At 64.9% G+C, this 26,587-nt stretch carries 21 protein-coding genes; 12 read left to right on the forward strand and 9 right to left on the reverse strand.

Annotated elements, in window-relative coordinates:
- The 3 genes from C2U58_RS01720 to C2U58_RS19980 all read left to right on the forward strand — a co-directional run.
- Nucleotides 1–1,384 (forward strand): ATP-binding protein (locus tag C2U58_RS01720; protein WP_102944317.1); only part of this gene is annotated, 1,384 nt, incomplete at its 5' end.
- A gap of 111 nt (nucleotides 1,385–1,495) precedes the next feature.
- Nucleotides 1,496–2,866 (forward strand): alpha/beta fold hydrolase, encoded by a 1,371-nt coding sequence (locus C2U58_RS01725; protein ID WP_253256614.1) that lies wholly within the window; start codon nucleotides 1,496–1,498, stop codon nucleotides 2,864–2,866.
- Between the two features lie 429 nt (nucleotides 2,867–3,295).
- A complete protein-coding gene (locus tag C2U58_RS19980) occupies nucleotides 3,296–4,390 on the forward strand; it encodes a hypothetical protein (RefSeq protein WP_172448044.1) in 1,095 nt (364 codons plus the stop codon).
- Nucleotides 4,391–4,497: 107 nt separating this feature from the next.
- Here the strand turns inward: C2U58_RS19980 and C2U58_RS01735 are convergent.
- The 4 genes from C2U58_RS01735 to C2U58_RS01750 form a co-directional block, all read right to left on the reverse strand.
- Nucleotides 4,498–8,271 (reverse strand): autotransporter-associated beta strand repeat-containing protein (locus tag C2U58_RS01735; protein WP_216362369.1); only part of this gene is annotated, 3,774 nt, incomplete at its 5' end.
- Between the two features lie 1,995 nt (nucleotides 8,272–10,266).
- Complete coding sequence (locus C2U58_RS01740) at nucleotides 10,267–10,653, reverse strand: type II toxin-antitoxin system VapC family toxin (RefSeq protein ID WP_102944282.1); 387 nt, start codon at nucleotides 10,651–10,653, stop codon at nucleotides 10,267–10,269.
- Nucleotides 10,650–10,895, reverse strand: coding sequence for a type II toxin-antitoxin system prevent-host-death family antitoxin (locus tag C2U58_RS01745; RefSeq protein ID WP_102944283.1), 246 nt, complete (start codon nucleotides 10,893–10,895; stop codon nucleotides 10,650–10,652). Before C2U58_RS01745 ends, C2U58_RS01740 begins: the two co-directional genes overlap by 4 nt.
- Before the next feature lie 85 nt (nucleotides 10,896–10,980).
- Nucleotides 10,981–11,622, reverse strand: coding sequence for an MOSC domain-containing protein (locus C2U58_RS01750; protein ID WP_102944284.1), 642 nt, complete (start codon nucleotides 11,620–11,622; stop codon nucleotides 10,981–10,983).
- A gap of 239 nt (nucleotides 11,623–11,861) precedes the next feature.
- Between C2U58_RS01750 and C2U58_RS01755 the strand changes: the two genes are divergently transcribed.
- Nucleotides 11,862–12,806 carry a polysaccharide deacetylase family protein gene (locus C2U58_RS01755; RefSeq protein ID WP_253256615.1) on the forward strand — a complete coding sequence of 315 codons (945 nt, stop codon included), beginning with the start codon at nucleotides 11,862–11,864 and terminating at the stop codon, nucleotides 12,804–12,806.
- A 20-nt stretch (nucleotides 12,807–12,826) separates the two neighbouring features.
- Here the strand turns inward: C2U58_RS01755 and C2U58_RS01760 are convergent, their stop codons facing one another.
- Nucleotides 12,827–13,285 carry a DUF4265 domain-containing protein gene (locus C2U58_RS01760; RefSeq protein ID WP_102944285.1) on the reverse strand — a complete coding sequence of 153 codons (459 nt, stop codon included), beginning with the start codon at nucleotides 13,283–13,285 and terminating at the stop codon, nucleotides 12,827–12,829.
- A 263-nt stretch (nucleotides 13,286–13,548) separates the two neighbouring features.
- Here C2U58_RS01760 and C2U58_RS19770 point away from each other — a divergent pair, with 263 nt between their 5' ends.
- Nucleotides 13,549–13,773, forward strand: a complete 225-nt coding sequence (locus C2U58_RS19770) for a hypothetical protein (RefSeq protein WP_146033382.1) — start codon at nucleotides 13,549–13,551, stop codon at nucleotides 13,771–13,773.
- Between the two features lie 537 nt (nucleotides 13,774–14,310).
- Here C2U58_RS19770 and C2U58_RS01765 read toward each other — a convergent pair.
- Nucleotides 14,311–15,708, reverse strand: coding sequence for a serine hydrolase domain-containing protein (locus C2U58_RS01765; RefSeq protein ID WP_102944286.1), 1,398 nt, complete (start codon nucleotides 15,706–15,708; stop codon nucleotides 14,311–14,313).
- 387 nt (nucleotides 15,709–16,095) lie between these two features.
- On the opposite strand from C2U58_RS01765, the gene C2U58_RS01770 reads away from it, so the two are divergent.
- Entirely contained in the window at nucleotides 16,096–19,137 is a 3,042-nt protein-coding gene (locus tag C2U58_RS01770; protein ID WP_172448045.1) for a sensor histidine kinase, read from the forward strand.
- A 75-nt stretch (nucleotides 19,138–19,212) separates the two neighbouring features.
- Nucleotides 19,213–19,836 carry a response regulator transcription factor gene (locus C2U58_RS01775; RefSeq protein ID WP_102944288.1) on the forward strand — a complete coding sequence of 208 codons (624 nt, stop codon included), beginning with the start codon at nucleotides 19,213–19,215 and terminating at the stop codon, nucleotides 19,834–19,836.
- A gap of 3 nt (nucleotides 19,837–19,839) precedes the next feature.
- On the opposite strand, the gene C2U58_RS01780 is transcribed toward C2U58_RS01775, so the two are convergent.
- Nucleotides 19,840–20,373, reverse strand: a complete 534-nt coding sequence (locus C2U58_RS01780) for an HD domain-containing protein (RefSeq protein ID WP_102944289.1) — start codon at nucleotides 20,371–20,373, stop codon at nucleotides 19,840–19,842.
- A gap of 161 nt (nucleotides 20,374–20,534) precedes the next feature.
- Between C2U58_RS01780 and C2U58_RS01785 the strand changes: the two genes are divergently transcribed.
- Both C2U58_RS01785 and C2U58_RS01790 read left to right on the forward strand, forming a co-directional pair.
- A complete protein-coding gene (locus tag C2U58_RS01785) occupies nucleotides 20,535–21,359 on the forward strand; it encodes an alpha/beta hydrolase (protein WP_102944290.1) in 825 nt (274 codons plus the stop codon).
- A 30-nt stretch (nucleotides 21,360–21,389) separates the two neighbouring features.
- A complete protein-coding gene (locus C2U58_RS01790; RefSeq protein WP_102944291.1) occupies nucleotides 21,390–22,310 on the forward strand; it encodes an alpha/beta hydrolase in 921 nt (306 codons plus the stop codon).
- 27 nt (nucleotides 22,311–22,337) lie between these two features.
- Here the strand turns inward: C2U58_RS01790 and C2U58_RS01795 are convergent, their stop codons facing one another.
- Nucleotides 22,338–23,252, reverse strand: a complete 915-nt coding sequence (locus C2U58_RS01795) for a LysR family transcriptional regulator (RefSeq protein ID WP_102944292.1) — start codon at nucleotides 23,250–23,252, stop codon at nucleotides 22,338–22,340.
- Nucleotides 23,253–23,356: 104 nt separating this feature from the next.
- Here C2U58_RS01795 and C2U58_RS01800 point away from each other — a divergent pair, with 104 nt between their 5' ends.
- Together C2U58_RS01800 and C2U58_RS01805 are read left to right on the forward strand one after the other, a co-directional pair.
- Nucleotides 23,357–24,106 carry an SDR family oxidoreductase gene (locus tag C2U58_RS01800; RefSeq protein ID WP_102944293.1) on the forward strand — a complete coding sequence of 250 codons (750 nt, stop codon included), beginning with the start codon at nucleotides 23,357–23,359 and terminating at the stop codon, nucleotides 24,104–24,106.
- A 26-nt stretch (nucleotides 24,107–24,132) separates the two neighbouring features.
- On the forward strand, nucleotides 24,133–25,062 hold the full coding sequence (locus tag C2U58_RS01805; RefSeq protein WP_102944294.1) for an alpha/beta hydrolase: 930 nt from the start codon (nucleotides 24,133–24,135) through the stop codon (nucleotides 25,060–25,062).
- Nucleotides 25,063–25,069: 7 nt separating this feature from the next.
- On the opposite strand, the gene C2U58_RS01810 is transcribed toward C2U58_RS01805, so the two are convergent.
- Nucleotides 25,070–25,954 (reverse strand): AraC family transcriptional regulator, encoded by an 885-nt coding sequence (locus C2U58_RS01810; RefSeq protein ID WP_102944295.1) that lies wholly within the window; start codon nucleotides 25,952–25,954, stop codon nucleotides 25,070–25,072.
- Between the two features lie 83 nt (nucleotides 25,955–26,037).
- Between C2U58_RS01810 and C2U58_RS01815 the strand changes: the two genes are divergently transcribed.
- On the forward strand, nucleotides 26,038–26,574 hold the full coding sequence (locus tag C2U58_RS01815) for a carboxymuconolactone decarboxylase family protein (RefSeq protein ID WP_102944296.1): 537 nt from the start codon (nucleotides 26,038–26,040) through the stop codon (nucleotides 26,572–26,574).
- Nucleotides 26,575–26,587 lie beyond the last annotated feature (13 nt).

The following is a 26,587-nucleotide window of genomic DNA, read 5'->3' on the forward strand; positions in this document are numbered from 1 at the left end:
AAGTGTCCGTGAAAACGGGGGTGAACCCTTCTGGACATTCTCGTACTCCCCCATCCGCGTGGCCGATGGCACCGTCGGGGGCATCCTGTGGGTGGTCAGTGACCAGACCGAGTTCGTTTCCGAGCGCAACGAGCATTCGCGCCAAGTCGAGGCCATCAGCGAGGAGGCACGGCAGGCGCATGCCGAGCTGGTCCGGGCGCGCGAGCAGTTGCGCCAATCGCAGAAGCTGGAAGCGATCGGCCAGTTGACCGGTGGCGTGGCCCACGACTTCAACAACCTGCTGCAGGTCATCAGCGGCTCGGTGGACATGCTGCGCTATGGCATTCCCCGCGACGAGCGGCAGCGCCGGCATATCGAGGCCATCGGCGCGGCAGCTGATCGCGCGACCAGCCTGGTGTCTCACCTGCTTTCCTTCTCGCGCAGGCAGACGTTGTCACCGCAGGTGTTCGAGCTGGGCAACGGTGTGGAAGGATTGGGCGATATCATCCGCACTCTGCTCGGCGGCCGGGTCGGGCTGGAGCTTGAGCTTCCCGACGAGCCGCTGCATGTGCTGCTGGACAAGACACAGCTGGACACCGCGCTGATCAACCTCGCGGTCAATGCGCGCGACGCGATCCCGGAGCACGGCACGGTACGCGTCTGCGTGCGCCGGGTTGAGGCAATGCCCTCGGTGCGCTTTGCGCCGCCATTGAAAGGGGCGTTCGCTGCCGTGTCGGTCAGCGATGACGGCTGCGGCATCGAAGAAGCGGTGATGAGTCAGGTATTCGATCCGTTCTTCACCACCAAGGGCGTGGGCGAAGGGACCGGACTGGGGCTGAGCCAGGTGTTCGGCTTCGTCAAGCAGTCCGAGGGCGAGGTGGATGTGACCAGCACCGTGGGCAAGGGCAGCACGTTCGTGCTCTACCTGCCGCTGACCAACCAGGCGCTGGCTGTTGACGATGCTTCAGGCGCGCAGTCGCTGCAGGACGCGCGGGGATTGAACGTGCTGGTGGTAGAGGACAACGTGGACGTTGCCGAGTTCGCGGTATCGGCGCTGCGGGAATTGGGCTGTGGCGTATGCCTGGCGCGCAATGGCGACGATGCGCTGGTGGAGCTGGAGAAGAACCATGCGCGCTACCACGTGGTGTTCTCTGATGTGGTGATGCCCGGCATCAGCGGGCTGGAGCTGGCAAAAACACTGCGCGGACTCTACCCGGATCTGCATGTGGTGTTGACCAGTGGGTACAGCGAGCTGCTTGCGCGGGAAACCGACCATGGGTTCGCGCTACTGCGGAAGCCTTATACGTTGGGGGATCTGGCAGCGGCGATCAGACCGCCTGCGAGAGCAGCACACCTGGCCTTGAATGGCGAGCCGACGGACGAGGTGTGGCGCACGTTGTCCTGACCCTTGGGACGCACAGCGCAAAGAGCGGCAACGTCGGGGATTACTTCCGGCAGTAGCTTCGTTCCTGCTCTCCCCTCAGTGTTGGTACTCATTCAAGCCAGGGGAAGGCCGATGTATCGCAAGGCGCTGTGGACGTTGTTGCTTGCCGCCTCACCCTTGATCTCTCACGCATCGGCGCCGGAGGCACAAGCCTGCGAGGATGACGCAGCGCCTGCCCTGCGTGGCTCCCAATGCTTCACCGTGAACGTACCACTGCGCCACGCGGAACCCTCGGGTGAAAAGCTCTCGCTGTTCGTGCGGCGCATACCGGCAACCTCCGGGCACGCCAAGCGTGGCGAGGTCTGGCTGCTCTCCGGCGGCCCGGGCGAATCAGGGGCGTCGCTGTACCCCACGATCCAGATTTACCAGCGTGCGTTTCCCGGTTTCGATCTGGTCATCCCCGATCACCGGGGCACGGGTCGGTCGTCGCGGATCTGCCCCGTCCAGGAATCGCCCGATAGCCCTGACGGCACTGGGCTGGCGGGGGCGGAATGGGGCCCCTGCATCGGTGAGATGTACGCCAATCTGCAGCGCACCTCGGCCTTTTCCATTACCGAGGCTGCGCAGGACCTGGGCGAGTTGATGTCAGGTGCGGATCGAAACGGTGACGTGCTGCTTTACGGGGTGTCTTACGGCACCCAGTTGGCGCTGCGGGCACTCCAGGTCAACACGTTGCAGGTGGATGGCCTGATCCTCGATGGGTTGGTGCCTCTTGAAACCACCGAGACATGGGACCTCAGCCGACGCACGGCCCTGGTCGACCAGGTGGGTCGACAGAGCATGGATGAGCAAGGCCTCGAGCGATATCGGAAGTTGTTGACGGTGAAGGATGCGGCTTGGCAGAACGTCGTGCCGGGCGGTGATCTACGCCGCTACTTTGGCGCCCTGCTGAGCTTCCCGATCCTGCGCGATCGTATTCCCCGGATCGTGCAGGATCTTTCGGACGGCGACGCTCGATCGCTGGTCGCGTCTACCGAAGACTGGAACCTTGCGCTCGGGAAGCTCGGGCAGAGTGGCAACGATCAACCAGCCTTGCCGCTGGTGATGCTTATCGCCGCCTCAGAGAACAATGCTCGTCCGGAGCTGACCCTTTCCATGGTCGAGGAAGAGGCAAAGGGCGCGTTGTTCGTAAGTCCCATTCCCGGCCTGCTCGTTAGCGGCGGCGTTCCGCGTTATCCGCGCGATGCGTGGTTTGGTAAGAGCCCCGAAGCCCTGCCGCGTACGCTGATTCTGCAGGGCACGCTTGATCCCAACACGTCGTATGACGGTGCGGTGGAGCATGCTGCCACACTCGGCAAGTCGGGGGCAGTCACCTTCCACACGGTGGAACGAGGCGCGCATCTCCTTCCTCTGGTAGCGCCGCACTGCTTCGTTGCCGCGGTCGGCGCGTTCGTGGATGGCGGTGTGGTGGCCGAGCGCTGTGCGGAGCCGCCGACGCTGTGATGGAGATTTCCTGGTGTAAGCCATCTCGCCTTGGTGGGGCGCTGTGCAGACGGAACGGTGATCCGCTCCGACGTCAACGGGAAGCGGGGCAAGATCCTTGACGTGGGACCAGCGAATCTGCGGCATACGGCGCAGCACTGGGCACCCGGCGCGAAACAGCATCCGATCGGCAACGGCCCGGATGAGGAGATGCCGCACGGGCGGGTGGCGTTACCTGCTTGAGGGCAACGGGGGTCACGCGGGGTTCAAGGTCGACGTGATCGCCGCTGCAAGTTGCCAGCCGCGCGGGGGGCGTGGCAACCCGTTTGCGACCAAGCCCCAGAAGCCGCCGATGAATCACCTGGATCGTCGACGAGATAGCGCTGAGTGGTCGCCCATGGTGTCCGTCGTTGTATCTTGCTTACCTTTGCCCTCCGAATGGACTCGCTGATGCTCTCACTCCGCCTCGTTCTTCACGGCCGACTGCCCTACCGCCTTGGCCTGCTAGCCGCCCTGCTGCCAGGCTTCGCTGCCCCGGCCATTGCCAACGGCCCTGCTGAGGGGCTGGAAATGCATCGCATGGGCGCCGGCACGTTGGGGCCGGATGGCTGGACAACGGCGATGTCCACGAACGGCGGCTACTCGGTTCGACTGCCGTGCCTGTTCAATGACTTCACCTTCCGGTCCAGAACGGAGAGCCTTACGCAGGCCGACATGCTCGGCTGCGGGCACGACGGAATGAAGTTCATGGCCATGCGTGGGCAGGACCGCGACGCCGCAACAGGACAAGTGAATTTCGAGCGGCCTATCCCGGGCGCGACCTCTACCCGCTTCACTTATCGAGGGCTGCCCGGGATCGCCCACGACATTCAGACCGCGACCTCCTGCGCAGCCAGCCAGAGCGTCCGCACAAAGGCGGGCACCGTTCTGCTTTCCGTTGAGACCTCCGCGTCGAAATGCGAGGCAATGAAACAGGCGGCCGCCACCTTCTTCGCCTCGCTGGAGCCGGATGCACACCCAGTGGTCGCCGTGCCGCTTGCGGACTTGCCCGTCCTGCCGGAGTGCCCCTTGGCCGCAGCGCTTTCGAAAGACCAGCTGATTGCGGCTTTCAATGCGCTGCCGCGTGACGCCGAGGAGCCGATGCCGGCTGACACGTGCCTTCCCGCGACATCCACCCGCTCAGTGTTCGCGCGCGAGGGTGTCTGCATGATCGGAACAACGCGCATGAACGTGGCGAGTCTCTCGACGCTGGCCACGACTGGCGAACCCGTTGCCACATCGTTCATGGGATCGTACGCGGAAGCCACGCATTCGGCGTTGAAGGCGGTGCTCGAAGAACGCTATCCTAGGCAGCCGCTTGAAGCGTATGGGCCACACGCTTCTCTCACCTGGGACGTGACCACGGTGGTTGCCCAGCCAGATGGCCCACTGGTGATTCTCTCGAAGCCTTCGGAAGGCTCGAACGGGCCAGGGTTTTCCATGGTCCGCCAGTACCGGGCAGAGCACACGAAACTGGTCAATCGTAATCTCAACGATTGCCGGTAGCCTCTTGCCTTCGACCCAGTAGATGAAAAAGGCCGCGCACCCCAGGGGGCTGCGCGGCCTCGGTTGCATGCAGCAGCGGGAAGGCTCGGCCCTCCCGCTGCCTGCCATCACAGCGCGATGCGGATACCCGCGTTGACGCTGTTGTTCTCCACGCCCGACCCCTGCTCGGTGCTGACGCCACCGTACAGGTAGCTCGACGCTCCCAGGCGCACGGTGCCCTGCAGCTTGGCCCGACCGAAGCCCTTGCCCGCGTCGGCGGCGGACAGGTCCACCTGCTCACCAGCCAGCACGGTTGTCACCGTGGCCTGGCGAACCTGGCCGTGGTTGATACCCGCCTGCACACCGAACTGCCAGGTCGCACGCGCCGCCAGCGGATCGTTCACCAGCGAGCCGACCGACAGGCCGAGCGTGGCGCGGCTGCCTTCGGATTTGAGGCGTGCAACGTCCAGCGCCGCCAGCGAGTCACCGCCTTCGCGGTAGGCATTGCGCTCAACCTTCTGCCAATTGCCGCGCAGCGAGGGCTGCCAGCTCAGGCCTGCCGCCGTGAAGGGCAGGCTGACGCCGGCACTGGCCATCCGGGTAGTACCCGAGGCCTTGCCGGACAGTGCACCACCGGCGCTGAGGGCGTCCGGACGCTGGCTTTCCCAACGATCGGCCGAGTAGGACAGCATGCCGTCCAGTACGACCGCACCTGCCTTGGCAGCGCCATAGGCAAAGAACGCGTTGCTGTCGATCGTGTTGTCCAGCGGGCTGCGCTCCAGTTCCGACGTCGTGCGGCCCAGGCCGGCGCCCCACGCCACGTTGGAGGAGCGGTACACGTCGATACCGGCGGTGGCACGACGCTGGCGGGCGTCGAAGCGGTCGGCGCTGGCATCGGCGTCAACCGACAGATCGCCGTAGCCGATGTTGGCCCACAGCAGCTGTTCGATACGCGTGCTGGATGCATCCACCAGCACACCCTGGCCCAGTCGACCGGTCACATCGTCGGCCAGTGCGGTCGCATTGGACTGCGCCAGCGCGGCCAGCTTGGCGTGGTTCTCGCCGGTCAGGGCGGTCACCAGCACCGGCAGTTCCGCCGCGTCCTGCTGCCACACCGCGCGCAGCAGATCGGTCTGTTCCGCGGTGGTGGTGCCGGCGTCGCTGGCTTCCACCAGGGCATCCAGTGCAGCCGCAGTGGCAAGGCCATTTCCGTTGACCTTGCCCACCAGGTCAGCGCTGTAGGCCGTCGGTGTCACGTACAGGTCGATGTCGAAACCGGTGGTGTAGTACACCTGGAAGCGCGTGCTGGCGGCCAGGCCCTCGGTCGGCTGCAGGAGCCTGTCGAACGTACCGGTCACTCCGCCTTCGCCGCTCACGATGCGGAACATGTCGCCGACCTTCGGGGTGAAGGTGTTGCTCGCATTGCCACTGATGCCGCGCAGCAGCGGCTGCAGGGTGCCGTTGGCAACGAAGCGACCGGCCGCGCCGGACACCACCAGGCGCGAATAGTTGCCGGCCCCGGCGCCGGTGCCGTATCCGTCGATATCGATCTGCAGCGTGGCGGCGTCGGTCAGCGTGACAGTACCCGTCACTGCCAGCGTGCCCGGCGAGTTACCCGGGGCCAGCGTGCCGTCGACGCGCATGTTGCCGGCGATGGCGCCGGTGCCACGCACCGTGCCGGCACGTTCCACCTGCACGTCGCTCAGCAGCACGCCATTGGCACTGAGGGTGCCCTCGTTGACGCAGGTGCCATTGGCCAGGATCGCGGTGCCTGCCATGTTGAGGCGACCCGCACCACTCTTGATGAAGCAGCCGGTGCTTCGCGAGCCGTCCAGCATGCCGGTCAGCTGCGTCGTGGTGCCCGAGGCCACATCCAGGGTGGCCTCGCCCGTCACAAGCAGCGACTGCGACAGCTGGGTGTCGACCGTCGTGCGCAGGGTCGCATCATCGATCGCCACGGCGCCGGAGCCCAGGCCACCAGCATGCGCCAGCACGACCGTGCCGCCACTGATCAACGTGCCGCCTGCGTGGGTGTTTGCCGCGCCAAGCACCAGGGTGCCTTGGCCGTCCGCCACCAGGGTGCCGCCGCCGCTGATCGGGCCGGTGACCGCCAGGGTGCTGCCTTCAGCGCTGCGCAGCGCGCCCACGCTGTCCAGCACCATCGAGCGGCCGGTGGTCATCGACGAGGTTGCCTGCAGCGTGCCGCCGTTGAAGGTCAGGCCGCCCGTTGCATCGCCGAGGTTGCCGTCGCTGCTGACGTTGAGCACGCCGCCATTGAGCGTGGTGCCGCCGGTGTAGGTGTTCTGGCCCGACAGGGTCAGCTCGCCTTCGTTGACGGTGGTGCCACCGCTGTGGCTGACCGTTCCGGTCAACGCCAGGCCGCCTTCGCCGTTCTTGATCAGGCCGCCGTTACCGGAAACATCACCGCTGTTGGTCAGCGTGGTGTTGGTGTCGGTGCTGAAGGTGCCATTGCCCGCAAGGACCACGTCGCGATCGCTGTTGACGTCACCGGTGGTGTGCAGCTCGCCGCCGTTGAAGGTCAGGCCACCCGCTGCATCGCCAAGGTTGCCGTCGCTGCTGACGTTGAGCACGCCGCCGTTGAGCGTGGTGCCACCGGTGTAGGTGTTCTGGCCCGACAGGGTCAGCTCGCCTTCGTTGACGGTGGTGCCACCGCTGTGGCTGACCGTACCGGTCAACGCCAGGCCGCCTTCGCCGTTCTTGATCAGGCCGCCGTTACCGGAAACATCACCGCTGTTGGTCAGCGTGGTGTTGGTGTCGGTGCTGAAGGTGCCATTGCCCGCAAGGACCACGTCGCGATCGCTGTTGACGTCACCGGTGGTGTGCAGCTCGCCGCCGTTGAAGGTCAGGCCACCCGCTGCATCGCCAAGGTTGCCGTCGCTGCTGACGTTGAGCACGCCGCCGTTGAGCGTGGTGCCACCGGTGTAGGTGTTCTGGCCCGACAGGGTCAGCTCGCCTTCGTTGACGGTGGTGCCACCGCTGTGGCTCACCGTACCGGTCAGGTCCAGGCCGCCTTCGCCGTTCTTGATCAGGCCGCCAGTGCCGGACACGTCGCCGCTGTTGGTCAGCGTGGTGTTGGTGTCGGTGGTGAAAGTGCCATTGCCGGCAAGGACCACGTCGCGGTCGCTGTTGACGTCGCCGGTGGTGTGCAGCTCGCCGCCGTTGAAAGTCAGGCCACCCGCTGCATCGCCAAGGTTGCCGTCGCTGCTCACGTTGAGCACGCCGCCGTTGAGCATGGTGCCGCCGGTGTAGGTGTTCTGGCCCGACAGGGTCAGCTCGCCTTCGTTTACGGTGGTGCCGCCGCTGTGGCTCACCGTACCGGTCAGGTCCAGGCCGCCTTCGCCGTTCTTGATCAGGCCACCATTGCCGGACACGTCGCCGCTGTTGGTCAGGGTGGTGTTGGTGTCGGTGGTGAAGGTGCCATTGCCGGCAAGGACAACGTCGCGGTCGCTGTTGACGTCGCCGGTGGTGTGCAGGGTGCCGCCGTTGAAGGTCAGGCCGCCTGCGGCATCGCCGAGGTTGCCGTCGCTGCTGACGTTGAGCACGCCGCCATTGAGCGTGGTGCCGCCGGTGTAGGTGTTCTGGCCCGACAGGGTCAGCTCGCCTTCGTTGACGGTGGTGCCACCGCTGTGGCTGACCGTTCCGGTCAACGCCAGGCCGCCTTCGCCGTTCTTGATCAGGCCGCCGTTGCCGGACACATCACCACTGTTGGTCAGCGTGGTGTTGGTGTCGGTAGTGAAGGTGCCATTGCCGGCAAGGACCACGTCGCGATCGCTGTTGACGTCGCCGGTAGTGTGCAGGGTGCCGCCGTTGAAGGTCAGGCCGCCTGCGGCATCGCCCAGGTTGCCGTCACTGCTGACGTTGAGCACGCCGCCGTTGAGCGTNNNACCGGTCAGCTCCAGGCCGCCTTCGCCGTTCTTGATCAGGCCGCCATTGCCGGACACGTCGCCGCTGTTGGTCAGCGTGGTGTTGGTGTCGGTGGTGAAGGTGCCATTGCCGGCAAGGACCACGTCGCGATCGCTGTTGACGTCGCCGGTGGTGTGCAGGGTGCCTTCATCAAGCGTGAGCTTGCCTGCGGCGTCGCCCAGGTTCTCGTCACTGCTTACCTGCAGGACGGCATTGTTGCTGACCGAGGTACCGCCAGCGTAGGTGTTCGTGCCCGACAGCACCTGCGTGCCGCCGTTGATGGCCACGTCGCCCTGCCCGCCGATGGTGCCTTCGAACTCGTCGTTGGCATCGGTGATGGACAGCGTGTTGTTGCCCAGCGCCACATCGCCCTTGCCGTCCAGCGAGGTGATGTTGACGACCGGAGTGGCCTGGGTCACGTCCAGCGTACCGTCGATCACCAGCTTCTTCGACTTGTCGATGGAACCATTGCCGGCCAGTGCCAGCGTGGTGTTCTCGTCGACCTCGGTGGTACCGGTGTAGCCGTTGGTGTTGGTCAGCGTGACCGAGCCGCCGTTGCCACTGTTCTTGACGATCAGCGAGCCCGGAACGCCGGCAGTGGAGTCCTCGATCTTGCCGGTGAACGTCGAGTCGTGGCCGTTCTGATCAATGGTGCCGGGCTTGTCGTCGATCTTGAAGTCGACATCCACGTTGGTGTCCTTGTCGACCACCAGCGTACCGCCCTCGAACGACGCCTCGTCTTCGTTGCCCAGCTCATCGGTGCCTTTGGGGCCATCGATGATGATCGGGCCGGTCGGAGTCGTCGGCGTGGTCGGCGTGGTCGGCGCGCCGCTGCCCGGGTTGGGCGCGACCGGACCGAAGGGCACGCCCTTGTCGAAGGTCAGGCCCGGTGCCTGGTCCACGAACAGCACGGGGCTCAGCTGCGTGTCCTTCAGATTCAATGACATGAATCCCAAGCGGTACGTGCCGGCCGTGCTGACCTGGTACGTTGCAACCTGCCAGCCGGTCGCACCATAACTGCCGGTGGAGTAGCTGCCCGTGCCGAGGTTGGTGGCGCCCAGCAGCGCGTACTGCGCGTTCTGGTTGTTCACCGTCGCGAACACCGAGGCATCGCCGAGGTTGATCAGCGAGGTCAGCGAGGCATCGTTGAACGGCTCGTAGTCGGTCGAGACGTACTGCCACGCCATGCTGAAGAAGTCACCCGCAGCGAGGGTGAGGTCCTGGTACAGCCACGAAGCATTCGTGGGATTCCCGGCCATCGTGCTTTCCACCAGCGAACTGCTTGCAGCGTTCAGCCCAAGTGCGGCTGCAGCCGTGGCGAACGTGTCCGAACCGTTACCCGCCTGCAACGAGGCCATGTTGTTGCCGAACGGCGTCACCGTCCAGATATGGCTGCCGTTGTTGGACTTGAAATCGGTCATGCCGGTGACCACCGCAGCGCCGACACCGTTGCCGCTATAGCTCGTAGAGCCTTGGGTGCCGGTCTTGGAGTACGTCCAGCCGCTCAACGTGCCGTCTTCAAACCCGACGTTGGTGATGTCCACCGCCGCCATCGCGGAGGGACCGTACAGTGCCAGAGCGGTCATCAGGCTCAGCGCCGCCAGAGGGCCGGTGGTCAGCCGGTTGGTCGTGCGACGGGTGCGGCCACCTGCGGCCATCCCGAATTCCGAGGTCACAACCCACTGACCCACGGCTTTGCTCCATACCACCTTGAATACTTTGTTCAACTTCTGATCCCCTGATGACGCACTGGTTAAGAAAACATGAAAGTGTGCTGTGCATCACATAAGCGGCAGAGGGGGACCGATCTTTAGCTTTTTCTGCAGATGGCGAGAGTCGAGCGTGAATGGTTAAGAAAAACAGTAGGTTGTAAACCTCGGCGCATGAAAAAGGGCCGCACAAAGCGGCCCTGTCACATTTTGCTGTCCGCCCTCAGCCCGCTTGGGCTTTCGGTGAGGATCCCAAAGGTGGCGTCAGACGCGACGCACTGGCCCGGGGTACTCAGCCACATGCGCATCGGCGGTCAGCAACGTGATGCCCTCAACCGTCGCCTGGGCGACCAGCAGTCGGTCAAAGGGATCCTTGTGGATGGGCGGTAGGCCATCGATGGCTACCGCGTGTTCGCTGAGTATCGCCAGTTCGCTGTATCCGTTGTCCAACAGACTACGACGCAACACGCGGGGATCGACCTTGAAGTCATCCCGACCCAAACCACGCTTTATCACGATTTCCCATAGGCTGGCGACGCTGAAGAACAGCTCGTTCTCAGGTTGGCTCATCAGCGCATGGGCATCGGGTGGTAAGCGGTCAGCGCCTTGCGCAGCCCACAGGAGTAGATGGGTATCAAGGAGGAGCTTCATTGGCCGTCCTCGAACAGTGTGGCAATTGCAGCATCACCCATCCGGTCGAAATCATCGGGCACGCTGATCTGCCCTGCCATGAAGCCAAACCGTTTGATCTCGAGAGAGGATGGGCTGTCGAGCGCAATCACCTTGACCATCGGTTTGCCGGCCTTTGCAATAACGAACGACTCCCCTCTCGCAGCCTGCTCGACCAGGCGGGAAAGCTGGGTCTTGGCGTCGTGGATGTTGTAGGTATGCACCGCGGCCCTCGTTCGGACTTAGTTTACTTAGCTTAGTCCGTTCTAGCGGCCATTTCAACCTGCGGATGCTTAGGCTTTAACGAATTTAGAGAAGGCGATGCATGACCAGCTTCAACCACGAAGGCGTGAGTGGCAGGTGTCTTGCCTGTTCCAAAAGGTCCTGATCGAGCACTTTGTCGAACAGCAGGTTGTTGAGACGGCTCATTGACCACTGCGGGCACGGCCTTTCAATGACCGTCATCTCATCTCCAACGTGAAGCGTTCCCGCGCCCAGCACTCTGTAGTACCAGCCCGTTCGTCCAGAGCTCTGCATCCGTCGCGCCATGCCGGGTTCGTTGAACCGGTCATTGAGCTTCCAGCAGGGTTGTCTGCCTTGCGAGATCTGGAGTGTCACCGTCCCGACTCGTATCACGTCTCCAATATTGACCTCGCTCTCGGTCCAACCAGAGGACGAGAAGTTTTCACCAAAGGCACCCGGGCTTTCGAGCAGCTCGTGCCGGACGTGCTCCTTCCAGTAGGGATAGTGATCAAGAGGGTAGTGGTGGATCGCCTTGTCCGGGCCACCGTGGACACGAAGATCACCTTGCTGGTCGACGTCGATTCCCAGCGTGGTCACCCGGATTCTGCCCGCGATGGGTTGCTTGTTGATCGCGCTCACACTGCCTGGCCGGGAGTATGGGACCGCTTTGCCGGCCAGCACCTGGGACAGCAGAATTCCGCCACTCACGGCTGCACCTCATCGCAGAAGAAGTTTTCCGGCCGAGGCCGCGAGCTTGATGTTAGGACCGCCAACTAGCTGCGGCAAGCGCGTTGTTGTGACTTTACACAGGATCGGGCCGCCCCCATTCGGGGGATGCGGCACGCATAAGGGCCAGGACCAATCCGAGCGCGGGGGCTCGGCTCTATACTCCGCGATCATCGCAATGGGGGCAGAACGTGCGTAATGGATTACTCCGATGTGTTGGCTTGGCGCTTCTCTGCATCGCGGGCCTCGCCCGGGCCGCCGAGCCGGACCGCCGCATCGCATTCACCATCGATGACCTCCCGTGGCAGCGCCTCGGTGAACGCGCCGAGCCGGAGCTTGATGCCCAGCACGCCCGACTGATCGCCGCCCTCAAGCGCACCGACATGCCCGTGGTGGGCTTCGTCAATGAAGGCAAACTGGAGGTCGATGGGCAGGTGCAGCCTGCACGGGTGCAGATGCTTCGCGACTGGCTCGACGCCGGCTTCGAGCTGGGCAACCACACCTACAGCCATGTCTCCATGCATGCGGTGCCGCTGGAGGAATACGAGCGGGACATCCTGCGCGGGGAAGTGATCCTCCGCCCGCTGCTTGCTGAGTACGGGCAGACGCTGCGTTGGTTCCGGCACCCGTACCTGCAGGCCGGGCGATCGCCGGAGGCGCGCGCCGAGCTGGCCGCGTTCCTGCAGCAGCACAACTATCGCATCGCCCCGGTTACCGTCGACAACGCGGAGTGGATCTGGGCGTTCGCGTATGACCAGGTACGCGATACCGAGACGGACCCCGCAGAGCGTGAAGCGCGGCTGCGCCAACTGCGCCGTGGCTATGTCCCCTACATGCTCAACAAGCTGGACTACTACGAGCAGCGCTCCCAGCAGCTGCTGGGCAGGCTGCCGGCGCAGGTATGGCTGATGCATGCCAACGCGCTCAATGCGGATACCGTTGAAGAACTGGTTGCCGCTACGCGCCGCCGGGGATACCACTTCATCACTCTTGAGACTGCGATGGAGGATCCTGCCTACCTGCGCCCCGAGGGTTACAACGGCGGTGCGGGGATCAGTTGGGTCCAGCGATGGGCGATGGCTGAGAAGATGCCCAAGACGTTCTACCAGGGTGAGCCTGTGGTACCTGGCTGGGTGATGAAGCTTGCTGGGCAGGAGTCGGAGTGAAGCTCTTCCGCAAGGAACTCTTAGCCCTCCGGATAGATCCCGTTGTAGCTCGGGTCCGCGTGCTCCCATTGCACCTCGTGGCGGATGAGGTACGCGCACACAGCCTGCAGGTCCACCGTGGCGGGAATGTTCACGGACAGATAGCAGGCGTTGGCGCCCTCATAGCTGCAACCCAGTAATACGAGGCCTTGGACGACGGCGTCGGACGCGTTACCCGAGGCTACGGGCGGTTCACATATGATGCGAATGGTGCGGTTGCCAGACTTCACAGCCACGGATCCAAAGGTCGGCATCCCCTCTGTATCGCTGAAGGGCGCGAGCACGATGTCTTCCCAGGAAACGTCGTAAGCGTAGAAGGGGGAGTTGGCCAGCTGATAGCGATCTTCGCCAATCGGAACAGCCCACAGGGTTTCGACGTCGGCACCGCCTTCGCCGTCGGGCACGCGGAAGAGAACCTTAGCTGTCGGGCTGCCGTTCAAGTGCGTATTCTCCAGATGATGTGCCGCCTGGCATCGGCCATGAATGATCTCGATGGCGCGAGGCGTGTAGAGCCATTGGGAGTTTCAAGCCTCACATCGACTAGCCTCAACGACATCAGTTCGCTCTCCGAATCATGCGTGTCTACCCTTTGCCTCGAAGGGTAGCTATGGATATGATCCTCCGCTACACGGATCGGCCGAGTCAACAGCAGAGTTGACGACAAGCTGAGCTAGGCTTTAGTCACGGAAAGAAGGATCTACCAATGAGTTCAGTTTCTCGGCCGAGATCGACGCCCATCCTCGTGGTACTTGCCGCGTTTGCAGTCGCCAATGCAATCGATTTCATTTTCTACGGCCAGCATATCTACAACCTTGCGGCTTTGATCGGCATCTCAGTAGCCGCCGTCGGCGTTGCTAAAGACCATACGACCGCTCTCAACTGTGGCGCAGTATTGGCTATCGCAGGGATTGCTGCAAAGTACGTCTGACGCTGGGGTGAGGCACGCGCGGTCGAACCCGGGATCCACCTTCCCAAGCCATCCAAGCACGCCTGCAGAGCTGCCTTCTCGCAATGGTGCTAGAGCTTCTTGATGGATTCCACGTAGATCACATCTTCCGAGCAGCGAGGGACGCCATGGACATACTGACCGTCGAAGGTGCCTTCGATCAGTTTCGGATCCTTGTCGAAGCACTGGGATTTGATGTGCGCCACGAGAGTTCACCGACAAGCTCGACTACCTCCGTGGTAGTGGGGAGCGCGCAACTACGCCTTGTGTGGGATAGCAAGGAGGAATTCCTGCTCCTCCAGATAAGTCATGGTCCTCCTGATCGGCCGCAGCTTGCTTGGCTTGAGTTGTTCCGTACAAAGGTAGCTGGCGATTTGTTTCGAGAGTCTGATCTACCCGAAGTCAGCTTCGTGTCCTCCGTCGAGTATGGACTGGAGCTTATGCTTCCAACGAAGTCCAGTGAGAGCGCCTGACTGCTCCCGTGCGTACTTGGCACTACAACCAAGGGGATACAGGTGCCTATCTTGATACTGGCGGCGGCGGAGACATATGCCAATGGAGATTGATAAGCAGTCGATCGCAGACGGGGGGATCTCGGTTGCTCAAACAAGCCATCGTCAAGCCATTTGATGGGTAGATGGAAAGGGCGGCGCTGGTTCCTGCGGCGCCTCCGCCATGGCCCCAATGCGGAAACTCTTCGGGTCCAGAAGAGATGAATCCATACCCGTACCATTCCGTCTGTTGCTTGATTGCTTCGCTCAACATGGGTAGCGGGATCAAGATGCCCGTCTTTAGGGCGGCCACGAAGCGAATCTGGTCTTCGACAGTGGAGACTCCACCCCCGGCTGGAGAGCCCCGCCATGGAAGCTGGCTTGCACTGCGTACCAGCCTTCCATCTTCGCCTTGGGTGTAACCTTCTGCGGCACCGGACATGTGCTCAATCTCCGGGAAGCTCGTGGCGAGCATGCCCGCGGGACGGAAGATATGCTGTTCCACGTATGAGTAGTAGCTTTGTCCGCTGACTTTCTCTATCAGTGCGCCAAGCAGCACGAAGCCGTAGTTTGAGTACTCGAATGCGGATCCTGGCGGAAAGGATGGCGCGCGATTGCCATTTAGCTTGATGAGATCATCAATGGACCGGACCCAAGCGCGATTGTTTCCTTCTTCCGGTTGGAGGACGCCAATGTCGCCGGTCCCGCCCTGGTGCGAGAGCAACTGTCGGACGGTCACCTTGGCCATCTGCTTGTTCGGATACTCGGTCAAGTACTTCCCGATGGGATCGTCGAAATGCAACTTTCCGGCGTGAATCATCTGCAGTACCGCCACTGCCGTGAACATCTTGCCTTGAGACGCGAAAAGGAATGGGGTGTCGAGTTCCGCAGGCACGCTCTTTTCGCGATCCGCCAGACCGAATGCCTTGCCGTACAGCCGCTTTCCATTTTGCTCAATCACAAGCGCGCCGGAAAATCGGTCCGCTTTCGCAAGGTGCGTAGCGAACGAATCAAGCGCCTTCAGCGCCTCGTCATCTGGCAATCGCTGAGGCTCCTGCTTGATCTCGGGACCCACTGCATCGTCCGATTTTCCTGACATGATCGTTATCCGACGGTACGCGGGAAAATTGCGCTCCCGCGCCATTGCTACAAAGATCGTCGGCTCATCGCGTTCGACCTTCACCACGTCAAGTCCGCCGGTTTCCTCGCGGGCGTCAATGAGGTAATCCAGGTTGTGACTCGGGTCGGCGAAATAACGCTGATTGAAGGCTTGGATCCTGGCCTTGTCGTTACTGTTGAATGCTAATAGCCAGTCGTCGAAGGTGGCTTCTGCAGAAGGTTTGGCAGCGGCCGCTGACGCCACGAGAACCAGCGCCACGGCGAGCTGCGTGCGGAGGACTGTATTTCTCGTTTTCAGTGCTGCCATGCGTCTTCCTTTACGCTTCCGTTGGGTATTGTTGGATGGGCGACTGGGAAAATGTCGACCCACCTGTCCCGATCATATCTTTCCTTGCCGTTAACCTGCCGGCGCTGGGGCATCTACCCGCCGCCAGGCGGTACGCGTTCCTTCGGCGAAGTGTCATGCGTCATCCGCGCCGATCAATGCTATCGGCGGTCGTCTGGGGACCGACCCTACCCTCGTCCGACAATCCATGCTTCCTCGAGGACTCTCGCGCCATTGGGCTTTTGCGCCATGGCATACTCCGCCGATCGCGCACCCCCACCCACTGGTTCCGCCACCATGCCCTGGCTTCCGGTTCGTCCTGCATCCCCGCACGTCACGAACCGGCCCCTGCATGGCGCCGTTGGGGCGTTGCTCTGCCTGCTCCTGTTCCTGGCCACACTCCCAGCCCAAGCTCTCTCCCCGGATCGCGCCCTTTCCCAGCTCCGCCACGACCGCTGGACCGCCGAAGAAGGCGCGCCCGCACAGATCTTCTCCATCGCACAGACCCCCGATGGCCTGCTCTGGATCGGCTCCCGCCAAGGCCTGTTCCGCTTCGACGGGGTGCGCTTCGAACGCATCACCCAGGCCGGTGGCAAGGCGCTGATCGATGACGATGTGCTCAGCCTGTTGGCCGAGCCCGATGGCTCGGTATGGGTGGGCTACTTCAGCGGCGGCATGAGCCGGCTCGGTGGCCCCCACCCCAGCCAGTACGAGTACCAGCGCGATGATGTGCCGCTGGGCTCGGTGATGGCCTTCGCGCGCGATGCCGGCAAGCGGCTCTGGGCGATCACGCCGGCGGCGCTGGTCTGGCTGGACCCGGACAACGATACCTGGAAGACCGGGGAGGCGATGGGCTTCAACCCGGCGTGGCAGCCAGAGCGGATGTTCGCTGATCGCGAGGGCGGGCTGTGGATCGGCTACACGCATGGCGACACGTTCGGCATCGCTTACCTGGCACCGCACGCTGCGCGGTTCGCGCCCTACCCCAAGGCGGTACAGATTCCCTACTTCGACCAGGCCGCCGACGGCACGGTCTGGGCGGTGGACTACTGGGGGGCACGACCGCTGGCCCATGCCAACCCGGACCCGCGCCATGACCGTGCCACTCTCAGCTGGCTGGACCCTGGCTTCAAGGGCGGCGGCCTGCGCTTCGACCGCGATGGCGGCATGTGGCTCAGCACCGAGGGCGGCATTGCACGCGTGCGTGAGGCGAGCTCGCTGCGTGCGCCCGGCCCCGGCGTGACGCTGCCCAAGCCGGAGTACTTCGGGCCGGCGCAGGGGCTTACCTCGGAAGTGGTGTGGACGCTGTTCGAGGATCGCGAAGGCAACGTCTGGGCGGGCACGGCCAATGGACTGGACCGCTTCCGCGACAACGCGCTGGCGGCGATCGCACTGCCGCGCCGCGACCAGTCGTTCGTGATGGCGCCGGGCGACGGTGGCCGCATGCTGGTCGGCAATGCGGACCGCGGCCCGATGTGGGTGACGCCAGACCCGGCCGCGCCGAACGGTGGCCAAGTGCAGGAGCTGGGCGGGCCGACGATGGGACGCGTGAGCGCGCTGCATCGCGATGCCAGCGGCACCCTGTGGATGGGCAGCGCTACGGGCTGGATAGCGAAGGTGACCGCCACCGGCCTGGAGCGCGTACCGCTGCCCCCCGAGCTGGCCGGCGACAGCGTGGTGACCATGATCGCCAGCGACCGCGCCGGTGGGCTGTGGGTGAGCCGCCTGCATGGCGGGTTGCTGCGGTTCTTCAATGGCAAATGGGAAGCGCAGAACGCGAAGTACGGCATGCAGGAAGGCTCCACGCCACGTGCCTTGGCTGAAGATTCGCAAGGGCGGATCTGGAGCGACGCGGGCCAGACCATCCGCATGTTCGAGAACGGCCGAAAGCAGGACTTTAACCAAGGCGGCCCGGAGATCGGTCGCATCTCGGCGTTGCAGTATTACGGCGACACCCTGTGGATAGGCGGCGCGCGCGGCGTTTCGATGCGCGCCAACGAAACCTTCCACCGGCTGCTCGGCCGCGATGGCGAAACCTTCGAGAAGACCAACGGCATCGTGCTGCTGCCCGATGGCGAGCTGTGGCTGGGTGGTCGCAACGGTTTGACCCGCGTACCGGCTGCGGAAGTGCTTATGTGGCGCAAGGACCCTTCGCATGCAGTAGCGTTCGAGCGCTTCGGCGTGCTTGATGGGCTGCGTGGCAGCTCTGAACAGAGCGGCAGCTTGCCGTCGATCCTGGCCGATGCACAGGGCCGCATCTGGTTCGCCACCAACCGGGCCGTGCACTGGATCGACCCGCGCCACATCGCGCGCAATCCTTCCACGGCGCCGTTGCCGCCCACGCTGCTGGGCCTACAGGTGGATGACAAGCCGGTACCCCTCTCACCCTACCTGCGCCTGCCCGCCGGCAGCCGCGACCTGCGCGTGGACTACACCGCGCCTGCGTTGCGCGTGCCGGAGCGGGTGCGCTTCCGCTATCGGCTGGATGGGGTGGACGAGGAATGGCGCGAAGCAGGTACCCGCCGCCAGGCACTCTACAGCCGGTTGGAACCTGGCAGCTACCGGTTCCGGGTGATTGCCAGCGACGACACCGGCGCGTGGTCGAAGCAGCAGGCCTCCTTCAACGTGACCGTGCTGCCCGCGTTCTGGCAGACCGCGTGGTTCGCGCTGGCGATGCTGGCACTGGGCGCCGTGCTGGTGTGGCTGTTCGTGCGCTGGCGGGTGGCAGTGGCGCGCCAGCGCATGCAGCGGGTGTATCGGGCGCGGGTGGGCGAGCGCGAGCGCATTGCGCGCGACCTGCACGACACGCTGCTGCAGTCGGTGCAGGCGCTGATGCTGCGCATCGAGTCTTCGCGACGTCGGCTGGCATCCGGGGACACGGCGGCCGCCGAAACCGGATTGGCGAAGGCGCTGGAAGAAGCGGAGTCCGGGCTGGTGGAAGGGCGCGACCGCATACGCGAACTGCGTCGCGATGAGGCCACTGGCGATGACCTGGAGGCGGCAGTGAACACGCTGCCCGCGCTGCTGGAACTGCCGCCCACGGTGGCCTTCAAGCTGGAAGTACACGGCCGCCCGCGTCGCTGGCGCCAGCCTGAACTGGGCGAGGTGTACCGCATCGTGCGCGAGGCGTTCGCCAACGCCTGCCGCCACGCCAGCGCCACCCACATCACCGTGCGCATTACCTACGGGCTGCTGCGCACCACGGTCGAGATCGACGACGACGGCTGCGGCATCCAGGACGAGGTGCTGGCCAAGGGCGGCGCGGACGGCCACTGGGGCCTGCCCGGCATGCGCGAGCGCGCTGCGCTGTGCGGCGGCACGCTGGACGTGCAGGCGCTGCCCGGCGGCGGTACCCGGGTGCGGCTGCAGCTGCCGCGGTGGCGGGCCGGTGGTGGCCGGCGCGATGACTGAGCGGCGGGCTTCGGAAACTACGCTTGCGTTGCGGCGCGTCTGGCGGCACGGTGCACTCCTGACCCGGACCCGCCCATGACCATCCGCATCCTCACCGTCGACGACCATCCGCTGATCCGCCAGGGCATCGCTTCGATGCTGGAGGTGGAGACGGACATGGCCGTGGTCGGCGAGGCCTCCGATGCCAATGAGGGGCTCGAACAGTTCCGGCGCCTGCTGCCGGACGTGGCGCTGGTGGACCTGCAGATGCCGGGCGTTGGCGGGATCGAGATGACCCGCCGCCTGCGCGCGGAGTTTCCCGGCGCGCGGGTGGTGATCCTCACCACCTACCGCGGCGATGCGAATGCGCGCGAGGCGCTGGCGGCCGGTGCCTGCGGTTACCTGCTGAAGAGCTCGCTGCGCGGCGAGCTGATCGACGCGGTGCGCCGGGTGGCACAGGGCAAGCGCTGCCTGTCGGCGGAGATCTCCGAAGAGATCGCGCAGCACCTGGGTGAGGAAGCGCTGACGGCGCGCGAACTATCCATCCTTTCGGCGCTGGCGCAGGGCTGGGAGAACAAGCGCATTGCCAACACGCTGGGCATTTCCGCCGAGACTGTGAAGTCGCACCTGGCGCGCATCTTCGAGAAGATCGGTGCGCGCAACCGCACCGAGGCGATCCACATCGCGCTGCGTCGTGGGCTGGTGCGGCTGGAAGAGTAGTCGCTAGCGTTTCAGCATCGGCAGCGGCCGCAGCGGATGGCGCAGGCCGTGCTTCAACGAGAACTGCACCAGCCGCAGGTGGAAGCCCAGGCGCGGGAAGCGCCGCACGATACGGGTGAAGTCGTCCGGGTGCAGGTCGAAGCGCAATGCGCCCAGTGAAACGTCTATCCAGTCCGCGCGGCGGAAGGTTTCGATGCGCCGGTCCTGGTCGCGCGGCATGCGCGAGAGGCGGTGGTGCTCGCGGATCATCGCCAGTACCACGTCGATCAGCTCGGGGCGCTCGCGCTCCTCAAGGTACTGCCGGGCCAGTGCTTCGGAAGGCTCAAGGTAGTCGAAGGTGCCGGCGGTCCAGATGCCGAGGTCGTGAAACGCCACCGCCACCGAGAGCACGTACAGGTCTTCCAGCGAGCCCGGCAGCATGCACCAGTGGAAGTTGGCCACGCGGTAGGTGTGGTTGCGGTACGGGTGGTAGTCCCGCCCCAGCACGCCGGCATGGCATTCCAGAATCTCATCCAGTACCGCAAGACGGTCGAGCATGAGCGGGCTCCCTGTGCAGGCCACGGTCCAAGCATAGGCGTGGCCGCGCCGCCGCCACTGCCCCCGGATGGGGGACGACCCGCGCGCCCGAACGACAGATGCTGGTGCCACGCCTGCATGTGAGGCTGCGTAGACCGCCCACTTCCCCGCCGAGACAGCCCATGAGCCTGTTCACCACCCAAGACGGCACCACCCTCTACTACAAGGACTGGGGCAGTGGCCCTGTGGTGTCCTTCAGCCATGGCTGGCCACTCAACGCGGATGCCTGGGAAGCGCAGATGTTCTTCCTTGCCAGCAACGGCTATCGCTGCATCGCGCACGACCGGCGCGGCCACGGGCGCTCCAGCCAGCCGTGGGACGGCAACGACATGGACACCTACGCCGACGACCTGGCGCAGCTGTTCGAACACCTGGACGTGCGCGATGTGACCATGGTCGGGCACTCCACCGGCGGCGGCGAAGTGGCCCGCTACATCGGCCGCCATGGCACCCAGCGCGTAGCCAAGGCGGTGCTGATGGGCGCGGTGCCGCCGATCATGCTCAAGACCGCCGACAACCCCGAAGGACTGCCGATCGAGGTGTTCGACGGCTTCCGTGCGGCTTACCTTGCCGACCGTGCGCAGTTCTTCCTGGACGTGGCCACCGGCCCGTTCTTCGGCTTCAACCGGCCCGGCGCGAAGGTCTCTGAAGGCCTGATCCGCTCGTGGTGGAACCAGGGCATGCAGTCCGGCCACAAGAATGCCTACGACTGCATCAAGGCATTTTCGGAAACCGACTTCACCGACGACCTGGGCCGCTTCGACGTGCCCACGCTGATCATCCACGGCGACGACGACCAGATCGTGCCGATCAAAGCGGCTGCATTGCGCTCGGCGAAGTTGATCAAGGGCGCGCAGCTGAAGATCTACCCGGGCGGCGGCCACAGCCTGGGCGACACCGCGAAAGACCAGCTCAACCAGGACCTGCTGGCGTTCCTGCAGAGCTGACACCCCTCCCCCACGTTTCGAGGATCGGCCATGAACACTGTTCCCCCTGCAGCTTTGCATGCGGTGCCCTCCGAGCCGCGCGGGTCGGCGCCGTCGCGCACCGAGGAATTCATCAGCGGCGGCGAGCGCCAGCTGTTCATCCGCAGCTGGCGGCCGAGCGGCCCGGTGCGTGCGGTGCTGGCGATCGTTCCCGGGTTCAACTCGCACAGTGGGCATTACCAGTGGGCGGCCGCGCAGTTCACGGCGATGGGGCTGGCGGTGTATGCGGTGGACCTGCGTGGGCGTGGCAAGTCCACCGGACCGCGCTTTCATGTGGAGCACTTCGACGACTATCTGGCGGACGTGCAGTCGCTGCTGGACGTGGCGCGTGCGCGCGAGCCGGGGTTGCCGGTGTTCCTGCTCGGGCACAGCGCGGGCGGGGTGATCGCTTCGGCGTACACGCTGGGGCACCAGGACGAACTGGCCGGGCTGATCTGCGAAAGCTACGCCTTCCAGGTGCCCGCGCCGGATGCGGTGCTGTCGCTGGTGCGCTGGCTGAGCGGCCCGTTCCCCACCCTGCGCGTGTTGAAGCTGCCGAACAAGGAGTTCTCGCGCATCCCCGAAGTGGTGACCGCGCTCAATGCGGATCCTTTGATCGCCAACGAGAAGCAGACCGCGCTGACCGTGGCGCAGATGCTGGTCGGCATCGACCGGCTGAAGCGCGGATTCCCCACCCTGCGGCTGCCGGTGTTGATCGCGCATGGCACCGCCGACAAGGTCACCGTGCCGGCGGGCAGCCAGGTGTTCGAGGACAACGCGGGGTCGGCAGACAAGACGCTGCTGCTGTACAAGGACCACGCGCATGACCTGTTGAACGACGTGGGGCGCGAGGGCGTGGTGCGCGACTTCAAGCAGTGGATCGAGCGACACCTGCCTGCAAGTGCCGCGGTTGAAGAAGAGCGCAGCGCATGAGCATTGCGTTCGCGGGGCATCGCCGTGTCAGCTGATCGCGATTCCCTTCACCAGCCGTGCGGCGAGCCGCTCCTGCTTCAACTGCGCCAGCCACCAGTCCAGCGCCTTGCCCTGGTGGTCGCCGCGCCAGGCCACGTACAGCAGGTTCGGTTCGCGCGGGTTGGCCACGCGCTTTTCGACCAGCTCGCCGCGTGCCAGCAGGCCGGCGGCGCGCTCGCGCGGCAGCCAGCCCACGCCCAGCCCAGCGCATTGCGCGCGGACCTTGGCGTACATGCTGGGCACCGCCAGTGAGGGTTGCCCGCCGAGTACGCCGTAGCCACGCACCTCCAGCTTGCGCGAGGTGTCGGCCACCACCACCGCGCGGTGCTGTTGCAGGGTCGCCGCATCCAGCGGTTCTTCCACCTTGGCCAGGGGGTGATGCGGGGCCACTGCAAACACCCACTCCATCACCCCCAGCTCGAACCAGCGCAGGCCGGGGATCACCGGCGGCTCGTTGGTGGCCCCCACCACCAGGTCGGCTCGGCCATCGCGCAGCGCGTCCCAGGTGCCGGTGAGCACTTCGTGGGTGATGCGCAGGGTGACCCCGGAGTCGAGTGCGTCGAAGTACTGGATCACCGGCAGCAGGGTGTCGAACTCCAGGATCTCGTCGGTGACGATCCACAGCCGGTCTTCCCAGCCACCCGCCACCTGCTTCACGCGGCGGGTGAGGCGGGAGACGTCCAGCATCAGCCGGGCCGCTTCCTGGGCCAGCAGCTGGCCGGCCGGGGTGAGCTGCAGCCGGTAGCGGCGGCGGTCGAACAACAGGGCATCGAAGCGCGCCTCCAGCTGCCGGGCGGCATGCGAGACCGTGGAGGGCGCCTTGCCCAGTCGGGCGGCCGCGCGCGAGAGGCTGCCGGTCTCGCGGATGGCGTCGAGCAGGGCCAGTTCGTCGGCAGACAACATGTTCGATCCTTTCGAACGAGTTCGTCGCGATTGTGGCACGGAAACAGGGAAACGCTCGAGCAGTATGGGCTCACGGCACAACGCCACCATCGAAGGAGATCAGCATGAACCGTTTCAACAACAAAACCGTCCTCGTCACCGGCGGCAGCAGCGGCATCGGTCTGGCCGCCGCCCACGCCTTCATCGCCGAGGGCGCCCGGGTGGTCATCACCGGCCGTGATGCGGCCGCCCTGGAGCAGGCCCGGGCCGCACTCGGTGCCAACACCATCGCAGTGGTCAACGACGCCGGCGACCTCGCCGCCGCGCGCGCCCTGGCCGCCACGCTGGCCGAGCAGCAGGTGCGGCTGGACGCGGTGTTCCTCAACGCCGGTGCGGCGAAGTTCGCCGCCTACCCCGACGTGGACGAAGCACTGTGGGACCTGACCTTCAACACCAACATCAAGGGCCCGTACTTCCAGTTGCAGGCACTGCTGCCACTGCTCAACAGCGGCGCCTCGGTGTTGATCAACGGCTCGATCAATGCGCGCATCGGCATGCCGAACAGCTCGGTGTATGCAGCGAGCAAGGCGGCCGTGATCTCGCTGGCCAAGACGCTCTCTGCCGAACTGCTGCCGCGCGGCGTGCGCGTGAACGTACTCAGCCCGGGCCCGGTGAGCACGCCGATCTACGGAAAGCTCGGCCTGGACAAGGCCGCGCTGGACGCCACCGCCGCACAGATCCAGAGCCAGATTCCGCTGGGCCGCTTCGGCACGCCGGAAGAGATCGCCGCCACCGTGCTGCATCTGTCCTCACCCGAGTCGGCCTACATCGTCGGCACCGAAATCATCGCCGACGGCGGCATGAGCCAACTGTAACCCTGTCTATTCTCCCGGAGACTGTCATGAACCTGCTTTCCCGTTCGTTCCGCCGCGCGGCCAGCGCCCTGCTGGTGCTGCTGGCCGTGCAGGGCACTGCACACGCCGCTGGCGCCGGCGCCATCCAGAGCCACAGCGCCGAGGTCAACGGCGTGACCCTGCATTACCTGCAGGCTGGCGAGGGCGACACCTCGCCGGTGGTACTGCTGCACGGCTACGCCGAAACCAGCCACATGTGGCGCCCGTTGATGCCGAAACTGGCGGGCAACCACGTGGTGATCGCACCGGACCTGCGCGGCGCCGGCCAGTCGTCCAAGCCAGACGGTGGCTACGACAAGAAGACGCTCGCGCAGGACATCCACGCGCTGGTGAAGTCGCTGGGCTACCCGAAGGTGAAGATCGTCGGCCACGACATCGGGCTGATGGTGGCGTATGCGTACGCGGCGCAGTATCCCGATGAAGTGGACAGCATCGTGCTGATGGACGCGTTCCTGCCCGGCGTGGGCGACTGGACCCATGTGTGGCTGCTGCGCGATCTGTGGCACTTCCACTTCTACGGCGAGACGCCGCTGAAGCTGGTGGACGGCCGCGAGCGCACCTACTTCGAGCACTTCTGGAATGACTTCGCGGCCGACCGCAATCACTCGGTGCCCGAGGCGGATCGCCAGTTCTATGCGAGCGAATACGCGCGCCCGGGTGGCATGCGTGCAGGGTTCGAATACTTCAAGGCGTTCGAGCAGGATGCCAAGGACTTTGCAGGGTTTGCGAAGACGCCGCTGCACATGCCGATGCTGGTGCTCTCCGGCGAGAAGGCCGGTGGCCAGTTCCTGATTGACCAGGCCAAGATGGTGGATACCAATGTGGAAGGCGTGCTGGTGAAAGGCTCCGGCCACTGGCTGATGGAAGAAGCGCCGGACCAGACCATGCCTGCGCTGGTGGCGTTCCTCAACAAGTAAGGCGCGCTCAACCCGCTTCGCCGCGCGTGTTCAACCATTCGCGCGGCGAGGCACCGGTGCGGCGGCGGAAGGCGCGCGAGAACGTCGGTGCATCGGCGAAGCCCAGCTCCAGTGCCACCTGCTTCACCGGGCGACCAGCGCGCAGCAATGACGTGGCCACGTTCAGCTTCCAGTCCAGCGAGTACGCCGCCGGCGTGGTGCCGGTGGCGGTCTTGAACGCGGCCGCGAACGCACTGCGCGACATGCCGGCCAGCGCGGCCATGCGCTCCAGCGTCCACTCTGCATCGGGCGCGGCGTGCACTGCCATCAACGCCTTGGCCAGGCGCGGATCGGACAGGCCCAGCATCATGCCGGGTGAGACCTGCGCCTGGTCGGGGTGATCGATGATCCAGCGCAGAACCTGGATCAGCACCACTTCGAACAAGCGGTTGGCGAGCAGGCGCGAACCGCAGCGTGTGCGGTCGGATTCGGCGAACAGCAGGTCGAGCGTGGCCTGCAATCCATCGATGGCCCGCAACGGCAGCAGGATCACATCGGGCAGCGACTGCACGATCGGGTTGCGCAGGCCGCCGTCGAAGTCGAGCGTGGCGCAGGTGAAGTCCGAGCCGTCCACCGGTGGGTTGATGAACTCGTGGTGCACCGCGCGCGGGAATAGCAGCAGGGTGGGTTCGCACAGGTGGGTACGCGCCAGCTGCTTGCCGTCGCGGTACAGCAGGTCCATTTCGCCCCGGCGCAGCACGTGCAGGAAGCCGCGCCCGGGCTGCGCGTCGAAGGTCTGGTGGCCGCACAGCGGACCGGCGTGGAACAGGGTGGCGTCGACCCGGAAGCGCTCCAGCACCGGGCTGAGCCGGTCAATCGACGTAATGGACGAATTGACATCTATCAGCGACATACAGACACCAAACGTCCCGAACGGGTTCCTATTATGCCCATCAACCGGCCACACCGCGCCGGCACTCAACAGGAATCCAAGCCATGTCCCGTATCCCCCTTGTCACCCCCCAGGACACCACCGGCGAACGCCAGGCCCTGCTCGGTCAGATCCATTCCGCCTTCGGTGCCACCCCGAACATGTTCCGCGCCGTGGCCAATTCCACCGCCGCGCTGAAGAGCATGTGGGGCTCGTTCGGCGCCCTCGGCGGCGGCGTCATCCCGGCCACGCTGGGCGAAAAGATCGCCGTGGCCATCGCCAACCGCAATGCCTGCGAGTACTGCCTGGCCGCGCACACCGCACTGGGCCGCAAGGCTGGCGCCAGCAGCCAGGAAATGAGCGCCGCGCAGGGCGGCGATTCGGACGATCCGAAGACGGCAGCCGCACTGCACTTCGCGCTGCGCGTGGTGGAAGGCCGCGGCCAGATCGACGACAGCGACGTGGCGCAGCTGCGCAGCGTGGGCTTCAACGACGAAGAGATCGTGGAGATCCTGGCCCACATTGCGTTGAACCTGTTCACCAACTACGTCAACGTGGCGTTCGCGGTGCCGGTGGACTTCCCGGGCGTGAAGTTGCGTTGAAGGAAGTACAACG

This window comes from Stenotrophomonas sp. VV52, from assembly GCF_002893095.1.
Lineage (GTDB): Bacteria > Pseudomonadota > Gammaproteobacteria > Xanthomonadales > Xanthomonadaceae > Stenotrophomonas > Stenotrophomonas aracearum.